A 16,056-nucleotide genomic window follows, 5' to 3' on the forward strand; every position below is an offset into this window, starting at 1 on the left:
CCCCGCTCCTCTCGCCTGATCACTTCGCGTCCGCATAGCACTCCACCACCGCCGTGGTGAACGGAAACCGCACCGGCGTCTCCCCGAACGTCAGCCGCCCCGCCAGCTCGGCCGCCTCCCGGATCGCCGCCGCGACCGCCTCCGCCTCCTCCTCGGGACAGTGCACGATCACCTCGTCGTGCTGGAAGAACACCAGCTCGGCCGCCTTGCCCGCGCAGGCTTGCCGCAACGCGGCGAGCAGCAGCAGCGCCCAGTCGGCGGCGCTGCCCTGGACGACGAAGTTACGGGCGAAGCGGCCCCGCGCGCGGGCGTCGGTGGAGGCGTACCCGGGCACCCACTGCGGGGCGTCGTCGGAGTCGTCGCCGACCGGGATGCCCGCCTCCTCCGCCGACTCCTCGCCCGCTCCGGCCGCGGGCGGGCAGGTGCGGCCCAGCCAGGTGCGCACCAGCCGCCCCTCCTCACCGGCCCGCGCCGCGTCGTCGACGTAGGCCACGGCGAGGGGGAAGCGGCGGCGGAGGGCGGCGAGGTTCTTCAGGCCGTCGCCGGAGGTCTGGCCGTAGACCGCGCCGAGCACCGCGAGCTTCGCCTGGGCGCGGTCGCCGGAGAAGGCCCGGTCGGAGACCGACTGGTACAGATCGCTCTCCCGGCCCGCCACCTCCATCAGACCGGGGTCGCGGGAGATGGCGGCCAGCACACGCGGCTCCATCTGGTCGGCGTCGGCGACGACGAGCCGCCACCCGGGGTCGGCGACGACCGCCCGCCGGATCACCTTGGGGATCTGGAGCCCGCCCCCGCCATTGGTCACCCACCGTCCGGTGACCGTGCCGCCCGCGAGGAACTCCGGGCGGAACCGCCCCTCGCGCACCCAGTCCTGGAGCCAGGACCAGCCGTGGGCCACCCAGATCCGGTACAGCTTCTTGTATTCGAGCAGCGGCGCCACGGCCGGATGGTCGACGGACGCGATCTCCCAGCGCCGGGTCGACCGGACCTTGATGCCGGCCTGCGCGAAGGCCTTGACGACATCGGCGGGCAGATCGGGCCGGACCCGGCGGCCGAAGGCGGCGGACACCTCGTCGGCCAGCTCGGCGAGGCGACGGGGCTCGCCACCGCCCGCGTACCGCTCGCCGAGCAGGTCGTGCAGCACCCGGCGGTGGACGTCGGCGCTCCACGGCAGCCCGGCGCGGTTCATCTCGGCGGCGACCAGCATCCCCGCCGACTCGGCGGCCGTCAGCAGCCGCATCCGCTCCGGGTGCGCGGCCTTGTCGTGCCGCCGCTGCTGCTCGGCGTAGACCTCCAGCAGGTCGGCCAGCGGCACGTGGACGGCCTGCGGCTCGAAGAGCGAGGACTGGGCGCCCGGCTCGGCGGGCCGCTGGGGCGGGTCGGGCGGTACGGGGCCGCCGCGCAGCCGGGCCAGGGCCGCGGCCGCGGAACGGGGCTCGCCGTACCGCCCCTCGTGGCCGAGCAGGAGGGTCTCGGCGTCCTCGATGTCGTAGCACCGCTCCACTCGCACCCCCGTGGCGAGCAGGCGCGGGTAGACCTCGGCGGTGGAACGCCAGACCCAGCGCGCGACCTCCGGCCTGCCGCGCACCGCCGCGGCGAGATCCGGCTCCCGCACGACCGGCCCCGCGGGCAGCCCGTCCGGGCCGAGGGGGGCGAGCTCCGTGCCACCGTCCTCGGCCGGTGCGAGAGCCCACCGGTCGGTCATGTCAGGAGTGTGGCAGGAGGGTCTGACAACGGCCCTCGGCTACTTCGGCGAGGTCACCGCCAGCCGCACCGCGAGGCCCGTGAACACCGTGCCGGAGACGATGTTGAGCCAGCGGTTCACCCGCCTGCTGCGGCGGAGCAGGTCCGCCAGCCGGCCGGCCAGCAGGCCCACGCAGCCGTCCCAGAGGAACCCCATCAGCACCAGCGTCCCGCCGAGCAGCAGCAGCTGTCCCGGCACATGCCCGAGCGACGGGTCCACGAACTGCGGCAGGAACGCCACGTTGAACAGGATCACCTTGGGGTTCAGCAGATTGGTGACGGCACCCTGCCAGAAGGCCCGCCGCATGCCCGAGCCGGTGTCGGCGGTCCCGTCCTCGCCCGGCACCGAGCGGTCCCGGAACGCCTTCACCGCGAGGTAGAGCAGATAGGCCGCGCCCACCCAGCGCAGCACGTGGTACAGCGTCGGCAGCGTCGTGAACAGCGCCGACAGACCGAGCGCCGCGGCGACCGTGTGGACGAGCATCGCGCAGGCCACCCCGAACGCCGCCATCACTCCCGCCGTGGGTCCGCCCCGCCCGCCCATCGCCACGATGAACATCATGTCGGGGCCCGGGGTGATGCAGAGCGCGAAGGCGGCGACCAGGAACGCCGCGTACAAAGACGTGTCCACCATGCGAGCCATGCTCGGAGCACCCACGCGCGCGGGCGACCGATTTTCGGGGAGTGAGACGATCGGCGGGTGAGCAGCACGAACAGTTCGAGCGGCAAGAACAGCAAGAGTGGCACGCGCGGCACCGTGGACCGCGCCTTCGAGGCCGCCCTCCACACCGACTCCGACAGCGCCCTGGACACCGGCGCCTCCCTCCTCGCCGCCGACGCCGGGGCGGACGCGGAACTGGAGCGCCGGGGCCGGGAGTTCGTCGCGGCGGCCTGGCGGCGCGGCTGGCAGCCCGCCGACGTCGTACGCGTAGTCCGGCGCGACCTGGACGACGTACATCTGTGCCTGCTCGCCGCCCTCATCCACGCGCAGGCGCCGGACGACGTGCCGCGCGGCCCGCGGTGGCGGGCGCAGCTCGACGAGCTGGACGCGCCGCCCACGCGCGCGGGCGACCGTTTCACGCACGCCACCGCCGTCTTGGAGCTGTACCGCCTGCTGCTGCGCCTGCCGCCCCTGGAACCCCTCGACGATCCACGGCACTCCCGCAGGCCCGAGTCCCGCATGCTGACCCGGATCCGCGCGCTGCTCGCCAAGGCGGAGGGGACGGGGTTCCCGGAGGAGGCGGAGGCGCTGACCGCCAAGGCGCAGGAGCTGATGGCCCGGCACAGCGTCGACGAGGCGCTGCTGGCGGCCCGGTCGCCCGCGCCCGACGCCCCCGGCGCCTGCCGGATCGGCGTCGAGCCGCCGTACGAGCAGGCCAAGGCGATGCTGCTGGACGCGGTGGCCGCCGCGAACCACTGCCGCGCGGTGTGGAACGAGGCCGTCGGCTTCTCCACCGTCGTCGGGTTCGAGGCCGATCTGGAGGTGGTCGAGCTGCTCCACACCTCGCTCCTCGTGCAGGCGCAGACCGCGATGACGAAGGCGGAGGCGGCCCAACGCGCCGGCGGGCGCAAGCGGACCAAGACGTTCCGGCAGTCCTTCCTCGCCGCCTACGCCCACCGCATCGGCACCCGGCTGGCGCGGGCCGCCGAGACCCAGGTGAGCGACGACCTGCTGCCGGTCCTGGCCTCCCGGGAGGTCGCGGTCACCGCCCGGGTCGACCACATGTTCCCCGAGACCACCACGACCCGGCTGCGCGGCGTGACCGACGCGGCGGGCTGGACCGAGGGCGCGGAGGCCGCCGATCAGGCCCAGGTGCGGGCCAGGCGCCGGCTGGAGTGAGCTCAGTCGCCCTGCTGGAATCCGCTCACCGTGGCGTCGGGCTGGTCGCCCTTGAGCGCGACATCGCCGTACGTCCAGGGGAAGCTGTGCGAGGTGTCGGCGCCGGGCAGCGCGAAGTCGGCCGTCTTCACGGCGAGGCCGCTGCCCGCCTCCGCGCGCACATAGGTGACGGTGACGGACACCGAGCCGCCCTGCGCGAGCGTCCGCTCCTCCTGCGTCGCCGCCGCGTCGGGGGCCACCTCCGCCGAGGTGCCGCCCGCCTTGAGGGTGACCGAGGGCAGGCCGGCCAGGGTGCAGTCGGCGCCGTCGTTGGTGAGGGTGACGGGCACGTTGCCGGTGTCCCCGGCGGCCGGGGCGGCGTTGGCCGGACCGACCTGCACCTCCAGGGCGGCGAGCCGGCAGGCGGCCGTGGCCTTGTCGCCCTGCTTCGCGTCCCCGCCGCCGTCACCGCCCTCACTGTCGCCGCAGGAGGTCAGCAGAAGCGCCGCGGCGAGGGCGGCGAGGGGGAGGGCGGTGGCGCGCATGTGGTGTCCTCTGAGGCGTGCGTGACGGATCGCGTGCACCGATCATCACGCATACGATCGCGTGCACCGATCATCCCGCATACGGCTGTATGCCGCTCATCCCGTATCCGGCTGTGTGCCGCTCATCCCGCATACGGCTGTGCGCAGGTTGCCGAACCTCCGGGGCCCGGCGGCTCCGGGCCTACTGGCCCGCCGTCGGCAGCCCCGTGGGCAGAGTGGCGCCGTCTGCCTTCCGGTAGGTCTCGGTGCCCAGACCGCTGTCCCAGGTCACCTTGAGCGTGTTCGCGCCGACGGATTCGACCGTCCCGCTCGACCGGTCCTTGCTGCCGTCCGTGCAGGTGAGTTCGATCGTCCCGCGCGCGGTGCCGCTGCACACGGTCCCGCCGGTCGCGAACAGCCCCGCCTTGCTGCCGGTGACGACCAGCGCCACCGCCTTGCCCTTGGTCGTGGCGAGCCAGCTGCCCTCCAGGTCACCGGCGGGGGACGCCGTACTCCCGCCGCCCCCGCCGGTGTCGGCCCCCGTGGCGGACGGCGTGGCGCTCGCGCTGGGCGAGGCGTCGTCCGAGGAGTCGCCGTCGCCGCACCCGCCCAGCACGAGCACGCCGGTCAGCCCCGTGGCCGCGGCCATGATCCGCATCCGCCTGCGCGCCACGCGCGCGTACCTCGCCGAAGTCACTGCAAGCCCCCAGGATGAGCCGGTTAGGACGCCACGACCGCAGCAAGCTACCAGGACGTAACCAGGACCAGGGCGACGACCGTCACCAGGACGACTTGCGCACCCCTGGGAGATAGCCCGCGTGTGCCTGCTGCCGCAGCGACACCCGGGACAGCCCGAACGTCCGGAAGTAGCCGCGCGGGCGCCCGTCGACCTGGTCCCGGTTGCGCACGCGCGTGGGGCTCGCGTCGCGCGGCTGGCGCCGCAGCTCCCGCTGTGCCGCGAGCCGTTCGGCCTCCGTCGACGACGGCCGCCGGATGATCTCCTTCAGCTCGGCCCGCCGCCGGGCGTATCGCGCGACGATCTCCTGCCGCTTCTCGTTCTTCGCGATCTTGCTCTGCTTCGCCATCAGCCCCGTACCTCCCGCGTGTTCTGCTTCGCCATCAGACCCGCACCCCCCGCGCGCGGATGCGTGCCACCGCCGCCTCGACCCCGATCGAGTCGACGGTCTTGATCCCCTTCGCGCTCAGCCTCAGCCGCACATGGCGGCCCTCGCTCGGCAGCCAGTACCGCTTGGACTGGATGTTGGGGTCGAAGCGGCGGGAGGTCCGCCGGTGGGAGTGGGAGATGTGGTTGCCGAAGCCGGGCCGGGCGCCGGTCAGCATGCAGTGGGCGGACACAGGTGACGCACCTCTCTCGAACGCGGTGTGTAAATGGAATTCATTTTCAGTAAGGTACCAGCATGGCTCGCAACGAACTCCGGCCGGTCATCAAGCTCCGGTCCACCGCCGGCACCGGCTACACCTACGTGACCCGCAAGAACCGCCGCAACGACCCGGACCGCCTGACCCTGCGCAAGTACGACCCGGTCGCCGGCCGCCACGTCGACTTCCGAGAGGAGCGCTGAGGACATGCGCGAGGGAATCCACCCGCCCTACGGCCCCGTCGTCTTCCGCGACCGCGCCGCCGACTACGCCTTCCTCACCCGCTCGACGATGACGAGCGAGAAGACCATCGAGTGGGAGGACGGCCACACCTACCCCGTCGTGGACGTCGAGATCTCCGACGTCAGCCACCCCTTCTACACCGGCACCGCGCGCGTGCTGGACACCGCGGGACGGGTGGAGCGCTTCGAGCGCCGGTACGGAAAGCAGGACTGATGCTCCCCGTCGTGCTCGTCGGCGGACTGCACGCCGACGCCCGCAGGGCCGCCGTGGACCGGCTGCTCGCCGAGGTCCCCGGCAGCGTCGTGCTCCACCACGACCTGGCCACGGCCCCGGCGGGCACGGTCGTACGGACGGTCCGCGACGCCACCGGCGTCCTGGACACCGGAGAGGCCCCCCTCGTCAACGACTGCGCCTGCTGCGCCCTGCGCGAGGACCTGGTGCCGGAGCTGAAGCGCCTCGAAGCCGCGGGCGGCACCTCGCTCGCGGTCGTCGAGCTGTGGGACTCCGTCGAACCCAAGGCGATGGCGGAGGTCGTCACCTCCGGCGGCCTCACCGTCACCGGAGTGGTGACCGCCGTCGACCCGGCGCTGCTGCTGCCGTACCTCGGCAACGGCGACGACCTGGCCGAGCGGGGCCTGGCAGCCGCCGCCACCGACCAGCGCACGGTCGCCGACACCTTCGCGCGCCAGCTGGAGTACGCCCCCGTGCTGGCCCTCCTCGACTCCCCGGAGGCCGACGACGAGGACCGGGAACTGCTCGCCCAGCTGCACCCGACCGCCCGCCGGGTCCTGATCGGCCACGGCGACCTGGCGGGCGCCGCACGCGCCGGGTTCGACGTCGAGGCCGCCGCGGCCGCCCAGCACCCGGCCTGCGCGCTGCTGCCCGCCGAGGCCGACGCGCACGGCGTGGCCACGCTGGTGTGGCACCGGCGCCGGCCCTTCCATCCGGAGCGGCTGTACGCGGCGCTGGAGGACCTGACCTGTGCCGCCGCCCGCAGCAGGGGCAGGTTCTGGCTCGCCGACAAGCCGGACACGCTACTGCACTGGGACGCGGCCGGGGGCGCCCTGTGCGTGGAGAGCGCCGGCCCCTGGCTCGCCTCGCTGCCCGACGCGGCCTGGGAGATGGTCCCGCCGGTACGCCGGGCCGCCGCCGCGCTGGACTGGCACCCCGAGCACGGCGACCGCGGCCAGCACCTGGTGTTCACCTCGCCCGGCCTGGACCGGGACGGCCTCGCCCAACTGCTGGAGTCCTGCCTGCTGACCGACGCCGAGTACGCCGCCGGGCGCGACGCCTGGAAGCGGCTGCCGCCCGCCTTCGACACCCTCCTGGAGGTCTGACCCGCCATGCCCCGCAAGAGCGACCGCATGCCCGCCAAGAACCGCCCCAACCCGCTCGACCGGGCCGGGATCGAGTACGTCGACTACAAGGACACCGACCTGCTGCGGAAGTTCGTCTCCGACCGCGGCAAGATCCGCAGCCGCCGCGTGACCCGGGTCTCCGCGCAACAGCAGCGGCAGCTGGCCAAGGCCGTCAAGAACGCCCGCGAGATGGCGCTGCTGCCGTACGCGAGCCGCTGAGGCAACGGCCGACACCGCACCCGTCACCAGGCGGACACTGCGCTCACCGACGTACGGGGCCGCCCCCATTCGTACGAGTGTTTCCGCACGCCTGTCCGGCCGACCTCGGCCCACTGCCCGGTCGTATACCCGACGAAGACCCGATCCGGACACCGCACCCGATGACGACCTCCCCGTCATCGGGTGCGGGCGCTTGCGCGGGCTGGTGCCGGGTGCACAGGCCTCCGGCACCAGGTGGTCGCCCGGTGCCGGCGAGGCGGACGGCGGGCGTCCACTGGGAGGGCGACGGTCCGGTCGGTCCGGTCGCCGGACCGTCGGTCGGATGGCGGAACATGAACGGCTCCGTGCGCGTCTGTTCCTAGTACACGAGGGATTCGATCCGGACGATCCGGCTCGGACGGGGGATGGCGGTCGCATGTTCTGCGAGCTCCGGGGCAGACGCCGGAACGGCTTCGCCGACGCGCACGTCACAGCTGTAACCGCAGGAACACCCCGCGTGCACGTGCATCTGGCCGTGCATCCTCCCATGCATCAGCACTTGAACAAGGTTATGATCCGGGTCAGTTGACCATTGCATCAATGGCCTCACCAGCCAGTGCACCACCGGGGAGCGACCTGTGGACCACGACGTGTACGACGTTGAAGACGCGTCCGGCGTGTACAACGGCATGGCCGCCGCCCAGATCGGCGGTGTGGCCTGGCAGAAGAGCAGGCACAGCAACTCGCAGGGATCCTGCGTGGAGTTCGCCCGATTGCCCGGCGGCGATGTCGCCGTGCGCAACTCGCGGTTCCCGGACGGTCCGGCGCTCGTCTACACACGCGCCGAGATCGAGGCGATGCTGCTGGGCATCAAGGACGGCGAGTTCGATCACCTGATAGCGGGCTGAGATCCGGCCGGGCAATTCGGGGGACTTTTCCGGCTATCGGGACGGTGGCCGGGACGTCATGCGCGTGTGACGCGCGTAGGGCCGCGGCGCCGTACAGCGCCGCGGCCCCTCAGTCGGCGGGGCTCGGCTGCGGCTTGTGCGGCAGCCGGAACAGTGCCCAGACCACCTTGCCGTTGAGTGTGCCGGCCAGCGGGTGCCAGCCCCAGCTGTCGGCGAAGGAGTCCACCAGGAACAGGCCGCGTCCGGACTCCGCCGAGAAGTCGTCCGAGTCGCGGGCGACGGGGCTGTCGTGGCTGGGGTCGCGCACCGCGCACACCAGCCGCTCGGTCCACCGCATCAGATGCAGCCGTACCGGAGGCGTCTGGTCGGGCACGCGCGTGTGGTGCGCGGGCAGCGCGTGCCGGAGCGCGTTGGTGACGAGTTCGGACACCACCAGACAGACGTCGTCGAAGCGCTCGCCCGTGTCCCACTGGTCGAGGGTTCTGCGGGTGAAGTGCCGGGCCTCGCGTACGGCTTCGTAACGGGCGGGCAGTGCGCAGGAGGCGGCGTTGGACACGGCCGCGGGATCGAGCGGCGGAAGGCCCTGCCGTAACGGCTCGAGCATGGTCGATCCATTCGTCCCCATGCGAGGCACTCCCGGGAATTCGCGGTCGTTGCGATGCAGCGGTTGCGCGGGACCATGGTTTCGGATGCGTACAGCAGATGCAAGGGCAGATGCACGTGCACGTGACCGAATTGGACCCTCCCGTACCGCTTGTTGGCCATTTTTTCCGCCATCTTGGTACTCCCGGCTTGCCTTCTGCTTCCTCCTTCCTGAGGGAAATCTTTGGCTTCTTTCCTTCTCTGTAATCGGACGAGTACAGCTCGGAGTGTTTTAGTGGCAGACTTCGGGCCCTGGAGAGGTTGGGGAGGCTGGCGAACGTGAGCGCGGGAGAGCCCGGATCGGTGGTGCGGCGCATGCTGCTCGGCTCGCAACTCAGGCGGCTGCGTGAGGCGCGCGGGATCACGCGTGAGGCCGCGGGGTACTCGATCCGCGCGTCCGAGTCGAAGATCAGCCGGATGGAGTTGGGCCGGGTGAGCTTCAAGACCAGGGACGTGGAAGACCTGTTGACGCTGTACGGCATCACCGACGAGGTCGAGCGCACGTCGCTGCTCGCCCTCGCCAAGGAGGCCAACGTCGCGGGCTGGTGGCACAGTTACTCCGACGTGCTGCCCAGCTGGTTCCCCACCTATGTCGGCCTGGAGGGCGCCGCCGCGCTGATCCGGGTGTACGAGGTGCAGTTCGTGCACGGCCTGCTCCAGACCGAGGCCTACGCCCGCGCGGTCGTCCGGCGCGGGATGAAGGGCGCGAGCGAGGCCGACGTCGAGCGGCGGGTGGCGCTGCGGCTGGAGCGGCAGAAGCACCTCGTCGACGAGAGCTCCCCCGAGCTCCACATCGTCCTCGACGAGGCCGCCCTGCGCCGCCCCTACGGCGACCGCGAGGTGATGCGCGGCCAGCTCCAGCATCTGATCGAGGTCTCCGAGCGCCCCAACGTCCGGCTGCAGATCATGCCGTTCAGCTTCGGCGGGCACTCCGGCGAGTCCGGCGCCTTCACCATCCTCAGCTTCCCGGAGTCCGACCTGTCGGACGTCGTCTATCTGGAGCAGCTCACCAGTGCGCTGTATCTGGACAAGCAGGAGGACGTCGCCCAGTACGAGAAGGCGCTCAAGGAGCTCCAGCAGGACAGCCCGGGGCCGGCCGAGAGCCGCGATCTTCTCCGAGGACTCCTTCAACTGTCTTGAAACACAAGTACGATGACGTGTGATCAGACCGTGGAGATGATCAGAAACTGATCAGGTGTCCGCTAGGGATTCGAGGGATCACATGTCGTCCTGCTTCACCGACCTGGCCCAGCAGTACATCGACGGTGAGTGGCGCCCGGGCACAGGTTCCTGGGACATCATCGACTTCAACCCGTACGACGGTGAGAAGCTCGCCTCGATCACCATAGCCACGGTCGACGAGGTGGATCAGGCCTACCGGGCCGCCGCCCGCGCCCAGAAGGAATGGGCCGCGACCAACGCGTACGCGCGTCGCGCCGTCTTCGAGAAGGCCCTGCGGCTGATCGAGGACCGGGAGGCGGAGATCAGCGAGATGATCATCGCCGAGCTGGGCGGCACCCGGCTGAAGGCGGCCTTCGAGCTCCACCTCGCCAAGGAGTTCCTGCGCGAGGCGGTCCACCTGGCGCTGCGCCCCGAGGGTCGGATCATCCCCTCGCCGGTGGACGGCAAGGAGAACCGCGTCTACCGCGTCCCGGTCGGCGTCGTCGGTGTGATCAGCCCCTTCAACTTCCCCTTCCTGCTGTCGCTGAAGTCCGTCGCCCCCGCCCTCGCGCTCGGCAACGCCGTCGTGCTCAAGCCGCACCAGAACACCCCGATCGTCGGCGGCACCCTGGTCGCGAGGCTCTTCGAGGACGCGGGCCTGCCCGCCGGACTGCTCAATGTCGTCGTCACCGACATAGCGGAGATCGGCGACGCCTTCATCGAGCACCCGGTCCCGAAGGTCATCTCCTTCACCGGCTCCGACAAGGTCGGCCGCCATGTGGCCACCGTCTGCGCCTCGCACTTCAAGCGCTCGGTCCTCGAACTCGGCGGCAACAGCGCCCTGGTGGTCCTCGACGACGCCGACCTCGACTACGCCGTCGACGCCGCGGTCTTCAGCCGCTACGTCCACCAGGGCCAGGTCTGCATGGCCGCCAACCGGGTCCTGGTCGACCGTACCGTCGCCGACGAGTTCACCGAGAAGTTCGTCGCCAAGGTGCGCACGCTCAAGGCGGGCGACCCGCGCGACCCCGAGACCGTCATCGGCCCGGTCATCAACTCCTCGCAGGCGGACGCCCTGTCCGGTGTCGTCGAGCAGGCCGTCGCCGAGGGAGCCACCGCCCTGGTGCGGGGGACGACCACCGACAACCTGGTCGAGCCGTCCGTGCTGACCGGGTTGCCGGCCGACTCCGCCCTGCTCCAGCAGGAGGTCTTCGGACCGGTCGTCTTCCTCGTCCCGTTCGACGGCGAGGAGGAGGCCGTGCGCCTCGTCAACGACACCCCGTACGGCCTGAGCGGCGCCGTCCACACCGGTGACATCGAGCGGGGCGTGTCCTTCGCCAAGCGGATCGACACCGGCATGTTCCATGTGAACGACGGCACCGTGCACGACGAGCCGATCGTGCCCTTCGGCGGCGAGAAGCACTCCGGCGTCGGCCGCCTCAACGGCGACACCATGCTGGACGCGTTCTCCACGCTGAAGTGGATCTCCGTGCAGCACGGACGCAGCGGGTTCCCCTTCTAGGTCTCTTCTTCGGCTGGGTCTTTTCCCTGGCCGCAGATTTTTTCTCCGGGGCGGGCCATTGAGGACAGCAACTGACCTCAATGGTCCGTAGTTTCGTGGGTGTCAGGCAAGGAGCCCCATCGACGGAAGGCGGCCGCCATGGTCACCCACGTTCCCGCGGAAGCACCCGGCGACGAGCGCGGAGCGCTGCTCGGCTTCCTGGACGAGCAGCGCGGCGGCATCCGCCGCTCGGTGCTCGCGCTCACCGACGAGCAGGCGTCCTCGCGGCCCAGCGCCAGCGAGCTGTCCCTGGCCGGCCTGGTCAAGCATGTGGCCGAGGTCGAGCAGTACTGGGTCTCGCTGGCCAAGGGCGAGCCGCCGGCCGTGCAGCGGGACCGGTCGAACTGGCACGAGTGCTTCGTGCTGGTCGAGGGGGAGACGCTCGCCTCGCAGCTGGACTACTGGGAGAAGGTCGCCGCCGAGACGGAGGCCCTGATCCACTCGGCACCGAGCCTCGACGACACCTTCGCGCTGCCCGAGATGCCCTGGTTCCCCCCGGAGGGCCGGGTCTCCCTGCGCTGGCTGGTGCTGCACCTGATCCGCGAGACCGCCCGGCACGCGGGCCACGCCGACATCATCCGGGAGTCCCTGGACGGGAAGACGGCCTTCGAGCTGGTTGCCCTCGCCGAAAGCTGAGGTCATAACCTGGGGCGCATGTCAGCGATCCGTCTCCTGGTGCTCGGCGCGGTGCGTCAGCACGGGCGGGCCCACGGCTACCAGGTGCGCAACGACCTGGAGTACTGGGGCGCGCACGAGTGGTCCAACGCCAAACCCGGCTCGATCTATCACGCCCTGAAGCAGATGGCGAAACAGGGACTGCTGCACGCGCACGAGATCGCGCCCTCCACCGCGGGGGGGCCGCCCCGCACCGAGTACGAGATCACGGACCAAGGTACCGAGGAGTACCTGCGGCTGGTCCGTGAGGCGCTGGTCTCCTACGACCAGAAGATGGACGTGAAGTCGGCGGCCATCGGCTTCATGGTGGACCTCCCGCGCGCGGAGACGGTGGCCCTGCTCAGGGAGCGCATCCGGCGCAGCGAGGAGTGGCGGTCGGCCGTCACCGAGCACTACGTGCCCGAGAACGGCCCCGGCCAGCTGGGCCACATCGGCGAGATCATGAACCTCTGGGTGCACACGGCCGACGCCGAGGCCGAGTGGACCCAGGGGCTGATCGAGCGGATCGAGGGCGGCGCGTACACCTTCGCGGGGGAGGGCGAGCCGTTCGTCGGCGTCCTCGCCGAGGGCGAGGAGAACCCGTACGCGACGGGGGAGCCGCATCCGGGAGATGCGGGCTAATCAAGTTTGACGACCGAGGGGCCGGGTATTACCCTCGGGGCCCGTAGTCAACTTTGACTAGTAAAGGAGAGTCCGTGGCCGATCCGGCGATCACCGTCGAAGGCGCGCACAAGAAGTACGGCGAGAAGAAGGCACTGGACGGGCTGGACCTCCGGGTCGGGCGCGGCACCGTGCACGGGGTGCTGGGGCCGAACGGCGCGGGCAAGACCACCTTGGTCCGGGTGCTGTCGACCCTCCTGCGACCCGACGCGGGCCGGATCGAGGTGGCCGGTCACGACGTGCTGACCGAGGCCCGCGCGGTCCGCTTCCGCATCGGCCTGCTCGGCCAGCACGCGGCCCTCGACGAGGAACTCAGCGGCAGGCAGAACCTGGAGCTGTTCGGCCGCCTCTACCACCTGGGCGCCCGCCCCGCGCGCGTGCGGGCCGACGAGCTCCTGGAGCGCTTCGGACTCGCCGACACCGGACGCAAGGCGGTACGGCAGTACAGCGGCGGCATGCGGCGCCGGCTGGACCTCGCCGCGTCCCTGATCACCGACCCGGAGGTGCTGTTCCTGGACGAACCCACGACCGGCCTCGACCCCCGCGGCCGCGCCGAGGTGTGGGCCGCGGTCCGCTCCCTGGTCGGCGGCGGTACGACGGTCCTGCTCACCACCCAGTACCTGGAGGAGGCCGACCAGCTCGCCGACCGGATCTCGGTCGTCGACGCGGGCCGGGTCATCGCCGACGGCACCGCCGACGAGCTGAAGTCCGCCCTCGGCGGCGACCGCATCGACGTCGTCCTGCGGGACGCGGGCCAGCTCGGCGCCGCCCTCGCCCTGCTGCCGCTCGACCCGGCGACGGTCCGGGCCGACGCCGACCGCCGGCTGCTGAGCGCCCCGGTCACCGACCGGATGGCGGCGCTCTCCGGAGTCGTACGCGCCCTTGAGGAGGCCGGCATCGAGGCGGAGGACATCGCCCTGCGCCGCCCGACGCTGGACGAGGTGTTCCTGCACCTCACCGGCGATCACCGAGTGAAGGAGGCCGTATGACCGCCTACGCACTGACCGACTCCTGGACCATGACCCGCCGCGAGCTGGCCCACTGGGCACGCCAGCCGGTGCAGGTCGTGGTGAACCTGGTCTTCCCGGTGATGCTGCTGCTGATGTTCGGCTACCTCATCGGCGGCGGCCGGGGCGTCCAGGGCTCCTACATCGACTATCTGGTCCCCGGCATGCTGGCGCTCACCATGGCCTTCGGCCTGGAGGGCACGATGATCGCGGTCACCCAGGACCTCAACAAGGGGGTGATCGACCGCTTCCGCTCCCTGCCGATGGCCAACGGAGCGGTGCTGGTGGGCCGTTCGGCGGCCGACATGCTCCAGTCGGCACTGTCCCTGTTCGTCCTCATGGGCGTCGGCTACGCCCTGGGCTGGCGGGTGGACGGCGGGCCCGGGGCCTTCCTGGGCGCGGTGGGGCTGCTGCTGCTCTTCCGCTTCGCCATGCTCTGGATCGGCATCCACCTGGCGCTGGTGGCCGGGAAGCCGGAGATGGTGCAGGCGGTGCAGATCCTGGTCTGGCCGGTCGGCTTCCTGTCCAACGCCCTCGCCCATCCGGAGTCCATGCCCGACTGGCTGGGCACGGTCGTCGAGTGGAACCCGATGTCCGCCACGGCGACGGCGGTCCGCGACCTGTTCGGCGGCACCGGCACGGATCAGGTGGCGGCGGCGGTCGTCTGGCCCTTGGTGCTCCTGGCGGTGTTCTTCCCGCTGGCGGTGCGGCGGTTCGGGCGGCTCAGCAAGTGAGCCGCCGCCCGCGCGGGGTGGGGCGGGGCCGTGCGGGCTAGTGATGAAAGGCCGTCGCCTGGCCCGCGTCCCGCCCCAAGGGACCTGGTTGCCTTCTGAGTTCCGGCAGCAGGCGCTGGAGGTCGTCCAGGAGGAGCGCCGCGAGGTCGGTCGAGAAGCCGTTGCGGCACACCACCCGCAGCACCGACAGGTCCTCCCGGTTCGGCGGGAAGGTGTACGCGGGCACCAGCCAGCCGCGCTCGCGCAGCCTGCGGGACACGTCGAAGACGTCGTACGCCTTCACCTCCGGCGCCGTGGTGAAGGCGAAGACGGGCAACTGGTCGCCCCGGGTGAGCAGGTCGAAGTCGCCGAGGGCTTCGATCTGTCCGGCCAGCCGGGTCGCGACGTCCCGCGAGGCCTGCTGCACGGCCCGGTAGCCCTCGCGGCCCAGCCGCAGGAAGGTGTAGTACTGCGCGACGACCTGGGCGCCGGGGCGGGAGAAGTTCAGCGCGAAGGTCGGCATGTCGCCGCCCAGGTAGTTCACGTGGAAGACGAGTTCGTCGGGCAGGGCGTCCTTGTCCCGCCACAGCGCCCAGCCGACGCCCGGGTAGACCAGCCCGTACTTGTGCCCGGAGGTGTTGATCGAGGCCACGCGCGGGAGGCGGAAGTCCCACACCAGGTCCTCGTCGAGGAAGGGCGCGACCATCGCGCCCGAGGCGCCGTCCACGTGCACCGGGATGTCGAGCCCGGTGCGCTCCTGGAGGGCGTCCAGGGCGGCGCACAGCTCGGCGATCGGCTCGTAGGAGCCGTCGAAGGTGGAGCCGAGGATGCCCACGACCCCGATGGTGTTCTCGTCGCACAGCTCGGCCGCCGCCTGGGGATCGAGGTGGAACCGCCCGCCCTCCATGGGGACCGGACGGGCCTCCACCTCCCAGAAGTTGCAGAACTTCTCCCAGCACACCTGGACGTTGACGCCCATGACGAGATTCGGGCGACCTCCGGTGTTCCGTCTGCTCCACCGCCGCTTGAACGCCATCCCCGCCAGCATGCACGCCTCGCTGGAACCGGTCGTCGAACAGCCCACGGCGGCCGCCGGATCGGGCGCGTTCCACAGGTCGGCGAGCATCGCCACACAGCGCCGCTCCAGCTCGGCGGTGCGCGGGTACTCGTCCTTGTCGATCATGTTCTTGTCCCGGCACTCCGCCATCAGCACCCCGGCCTGCGGCTCCATCCAGGTGGTGACGAAGGTGGCCAGATTCAGCCGGGCGTTGCCGTCCAGCATCAACTCGTCGTGGACCAGCTGGTACGCCGTCATCGGCGGCAGCGGGCTGTCCGGGAGCCGGTGCCGGGGCGGTGCCTCGGTCATGCCGCCGACCGGATTGGCCTGACCGTAGAAGGGGTTGACGGACGGGGGCAGGTCGTCGGAACGGCCGGGTCCTTGGTGCAGTGCCATCGACTTCTCCA

Annotated in this window: 20 protein-coding genes; 12 read left to right on the forward strand and 8 right to left on the reverse strand. The window is 71.4% G+C overall.

The window, feature by feature from the left end; genetic code table 11:
• Positions 1 to 19: 19 nt before the first annotated feature.
• On the reverse strand, positions 20 to 1,705 hold the full coding sequence (locus ACWD11_RS09455) for a bifunctional 3'-5' exonuclease/DNA polymerase (RefSeq protein ID WP_389416913.1): 1,686 nt from the start codon (positions 1,703 to 1,705) through the stop codon (positions 20 to 22).
• 39 nt (positions 1,706 to 1,744) lie between these two features.
• Positions 1,745 to 2,377: a LysE family translocator gene (locus tag ACWD11_RS09460; RefSeq protein WP_389416914.1), complete on the reverse strand. Its 633-nt coding sequence runs from the start codon at positions 2,375 to 2,377 to the stop codon at positions 1,745 to 1,747.
• Positions 2,378 to 2,443: 66 nt separating this feature from the next.
• Between ACWD11_RS09460 and ACWD11_RS09465 the strand changes: the two genes are divergently transcribed.
• Entirely contained in the window at positions 2,444 to 3,583 is a 1,140-nt protein-coding gene (locus ACWD11_RS09465) for a DUF2786 domain-containing protein (RefSeq protein WP_451282241.1), read from the forward strand.
• Positions 3,584 to 3,585: 2 nt separating this feature from the next.
• On the opposite strand, the gene ACWD11_RS09470 is transcribed toward ACWD11_RS09465, so the two are convergent.
• The 4 genes from ACWD11_RS09470 to rpmB all read right to left on the reverse strand — a co-directional run bounded on the left by ACWD11_RS09470 (position 3,586) and on the right by rpmB (position 5,442).
• Complete coding sequence (locus ACWD11_RS09470) at positions 3,586 to 4,107, reverse strand: DUF4232 domain-containing protein (protein WP_389416915.1); 522 nt, start codon at positions 4,105 to 4,107, stop codon at positions 3,586 to 3,588.
• 181 nt (positions 4,108 to 4,288) lie between these two features.
• Positions 4,289 to 4,744 carry a hypothetical protein gene (locus ACWD11_RS09475; RefSeq protein WP_451282331.1) on the reverse strand — a complete coding sequence of 152 codons (456 nt, stop codon included), beginning with the start codon at positions 4,742 to 4,744 and terminating at the stop codon, positions 4,289 to 4,291.
• A gap of 121 nt (positions 4,745 to 4,865) precedes the next feature.
• Positions 4,866 to 5,171, reverse strand: a complete 306-nt coding sequence (gene rpsN / locus ACWD11_RS09480; protein WP_389416916.1) for a 30S ribosomal protein S14 — start codon at positions 5,169 to 5,171, stop codon at positions 4,866 to 4,868.
• A gap of 34 nt (positions 5,172 to 5,205) precedes the next feature.
• Complete coding sequence (gene rpmB / locus ACWD11_RS09485; RefSeq protein ID WP_389416917.1) at positions 5,206 to 5,442, reverse strand: 50S ribosomal protein L28; 237 nt, start codon at positions 5,440 to 5,442, stop codon at positions 5,206 to 5,208.
• Between the two features lie 62 nt (positions 5,443 to 5,504).
• Between rpmB and rpmG the strand changes: the two genes are divergently transcribed.
• From rpmG to ACWD11_RS09510, 5 genes are all read left to right on the forward strand, one after another.
• Positions 5,505 to 5,669: a 50S ribosomal protein L33 gene (gene rpmG / locus ACWD11_RS09490; RefSeq protein ID WP_030361075.1), complete on the forward strand. Its 165-nt coding sequence runs from the start codon at positions 5,505 to 5,507 to the stop codon at positions 5,667 to 5,669.
• A 4-nt stretch (positions 5,670 to 5,673) separates the two neighbouring features.
• Positions 5,674 to 5,922, forward strand: coding sequence for a type B 50S ribosomal protein L31 (locus ACWD11_RS09495; protein WP_389416918.1), 249 nt, complete (start codon positions 5,674 to 5,676; stop codon positions 5,920 to 5,922).
• Positions 5,922 to 7,046, forward strand: coding sequence for a CobW family GTP-binding protein (locus tag ACWD11_RS09500; protein ID WP_451121508.1), 1,125 nt, complete (start codon positions 5,922 to 5,924; stop codon positions 7,044 to 7,046). Before ACWD11_RS09495 ends, ACWD11_RS09500 begins: the two co-directional genes overlap by 1 nt.
• A 6-nt stretch (positions 7,047 to 7,052) precedes the next feature.
• On the forward strand, positions 7,053 to 7,286 hold the full coding sequence (gene rpsR, locus ACWD11_RS09505) for a 30S ribosomal protein S18 (RefSeq protein WP_389416920.1): 234 nt from the start codon (positions 7,053 to 7,055) through the stop codon (positions 7,284 to 7,286).
• 617 nt (positions 7,287 to 7,903) lie between these two features.
• Positions 7,904 to 8,173 (forward strand): DUF397 domain-containing protein, encoded by a 270-nt coding sequence (locus ACWD11_RS09510; RefSeq protein ID WP_389416921.1) that lies wholly within the window; start codon positions 7,904 to 7,906, stop codon positions 8,171 to 8,173.
• 109 nt (positions 8,174 to 8,282) lie between these two features.
• Here the strand turns inward: ACWD11_RS09510 and ACWD11_RS09515 are convergent, their stop codons facing one another.
• A complete protein-coding gene (locus tag ACWD11_RS09515) occupies positions 8,283 to 8,777 on the reverse strand; it encodes an ATP-binding protein (RefSeq protein ID WP_389416922.1) in 495 nt (164 codons plus the stop codon).
• A gap of 353 nt (positions 8,778 to 9,130) precedes the next feature.
• Between ACWD11_RS09515 and ACWD11_RS09520 the strand changes: the two genes are divergently transcribed.
• The 6 genes from ACWD11_RS09520 (at position 9,131) to ACWD11_RS09545 (ending at position 14,613) form a co-directional block, all read left to right on the forward strand.
• Positions 9,131 to 9,955, forward strand: coding sequence for a helix-turn-helix domain-containing protein (locus ACWD11_RS09520; protein WP_389417014.1), 825 nt, complete (start codon positions 9,131 to 9,133; stop codon positions 9,953 to 9,955).
• Positions 9,956 to 10,037: 82 nt separating this feature from the next.
• Positions 10,038 to 11,498: an aldehyde dehydrogenase family protein gene (locus ACWD11_RS09525; protein WP_451282244.1), complete on the forward strand. Its 1,461-nt coding sequence runs from the start codon at positions 10,038 to 10,040 to the stop codon at positions 11,496 to 11,498.
• A gap of 138 nt (positions 11,499 to 11,636) precedes the next feature.
• Positions 11,637 to 12,173: a DinB family protein gene (locus ACWD11_RS09530; RefSeq protein ID WP_451282246.1), complete on the forward strand. Its 537-nt coding sequence runs from the start codon at positions 11,637 to 11,639 to the stop codon at positions 12,171 to 12,173.
• An 18-nt stretch (positions 12,174 to 12,191) separates the two neighbouring features.
• Entirely contained in the window at positions 12,192 to 12,833 is a 642-nt protein-coding gene (locus ACWD11_RS09535; protein WP_451282248.1) for a PadR family transcriptional regulator, read from the forward strand.
• A 74-nt stretch (positions 12,834 to 12,907) separates the two neighbouring features.
• A complete protein-coding gene (locus ACWD11_RS09540; protein WP_389416926.1) occupies positions 12,908 to 13,861 on the forward strand; it encodes an ATP-binding cassette domain-containing protein in 954 nt (317 codons plus the stop codon).
• Positions 13,858 to 14,613, forward strand: a complete 756-nt coding sequence (locus ACWD11_RS09545; protein WP_389416927.1) for an ABC transporter permease — start codon at positions 13,858 to 13,860, stop codon at positions 14,611 to 14,613. Before ACWD11_RS09540 ends, ACWD11_RS09545 begins: the two co-directional genes overlap by 4 nt.
• A gap of 37 nt (positions 14,614 to 14,650) precedes the next feature.
• Here ACWD11_RS09545 and ACWD11_RS09550 read toward each other — a convergent pair whose 3' ends face one another.
• Entirely contained in the window at positions 14,651 to 16,045 is a 1,395-nt protein-coding gene (locus ACWD11_RS09550; RefSeq protein WP_389416928.1) for a glutamate decarboxylase, read from the reverse strand.
• Positions 16,046 to 16,056 lie beyond the last annotated feature (11 nt).

The organism is Streptomyces sp. NPDC002776 (genome assembly GCF_053592195.1).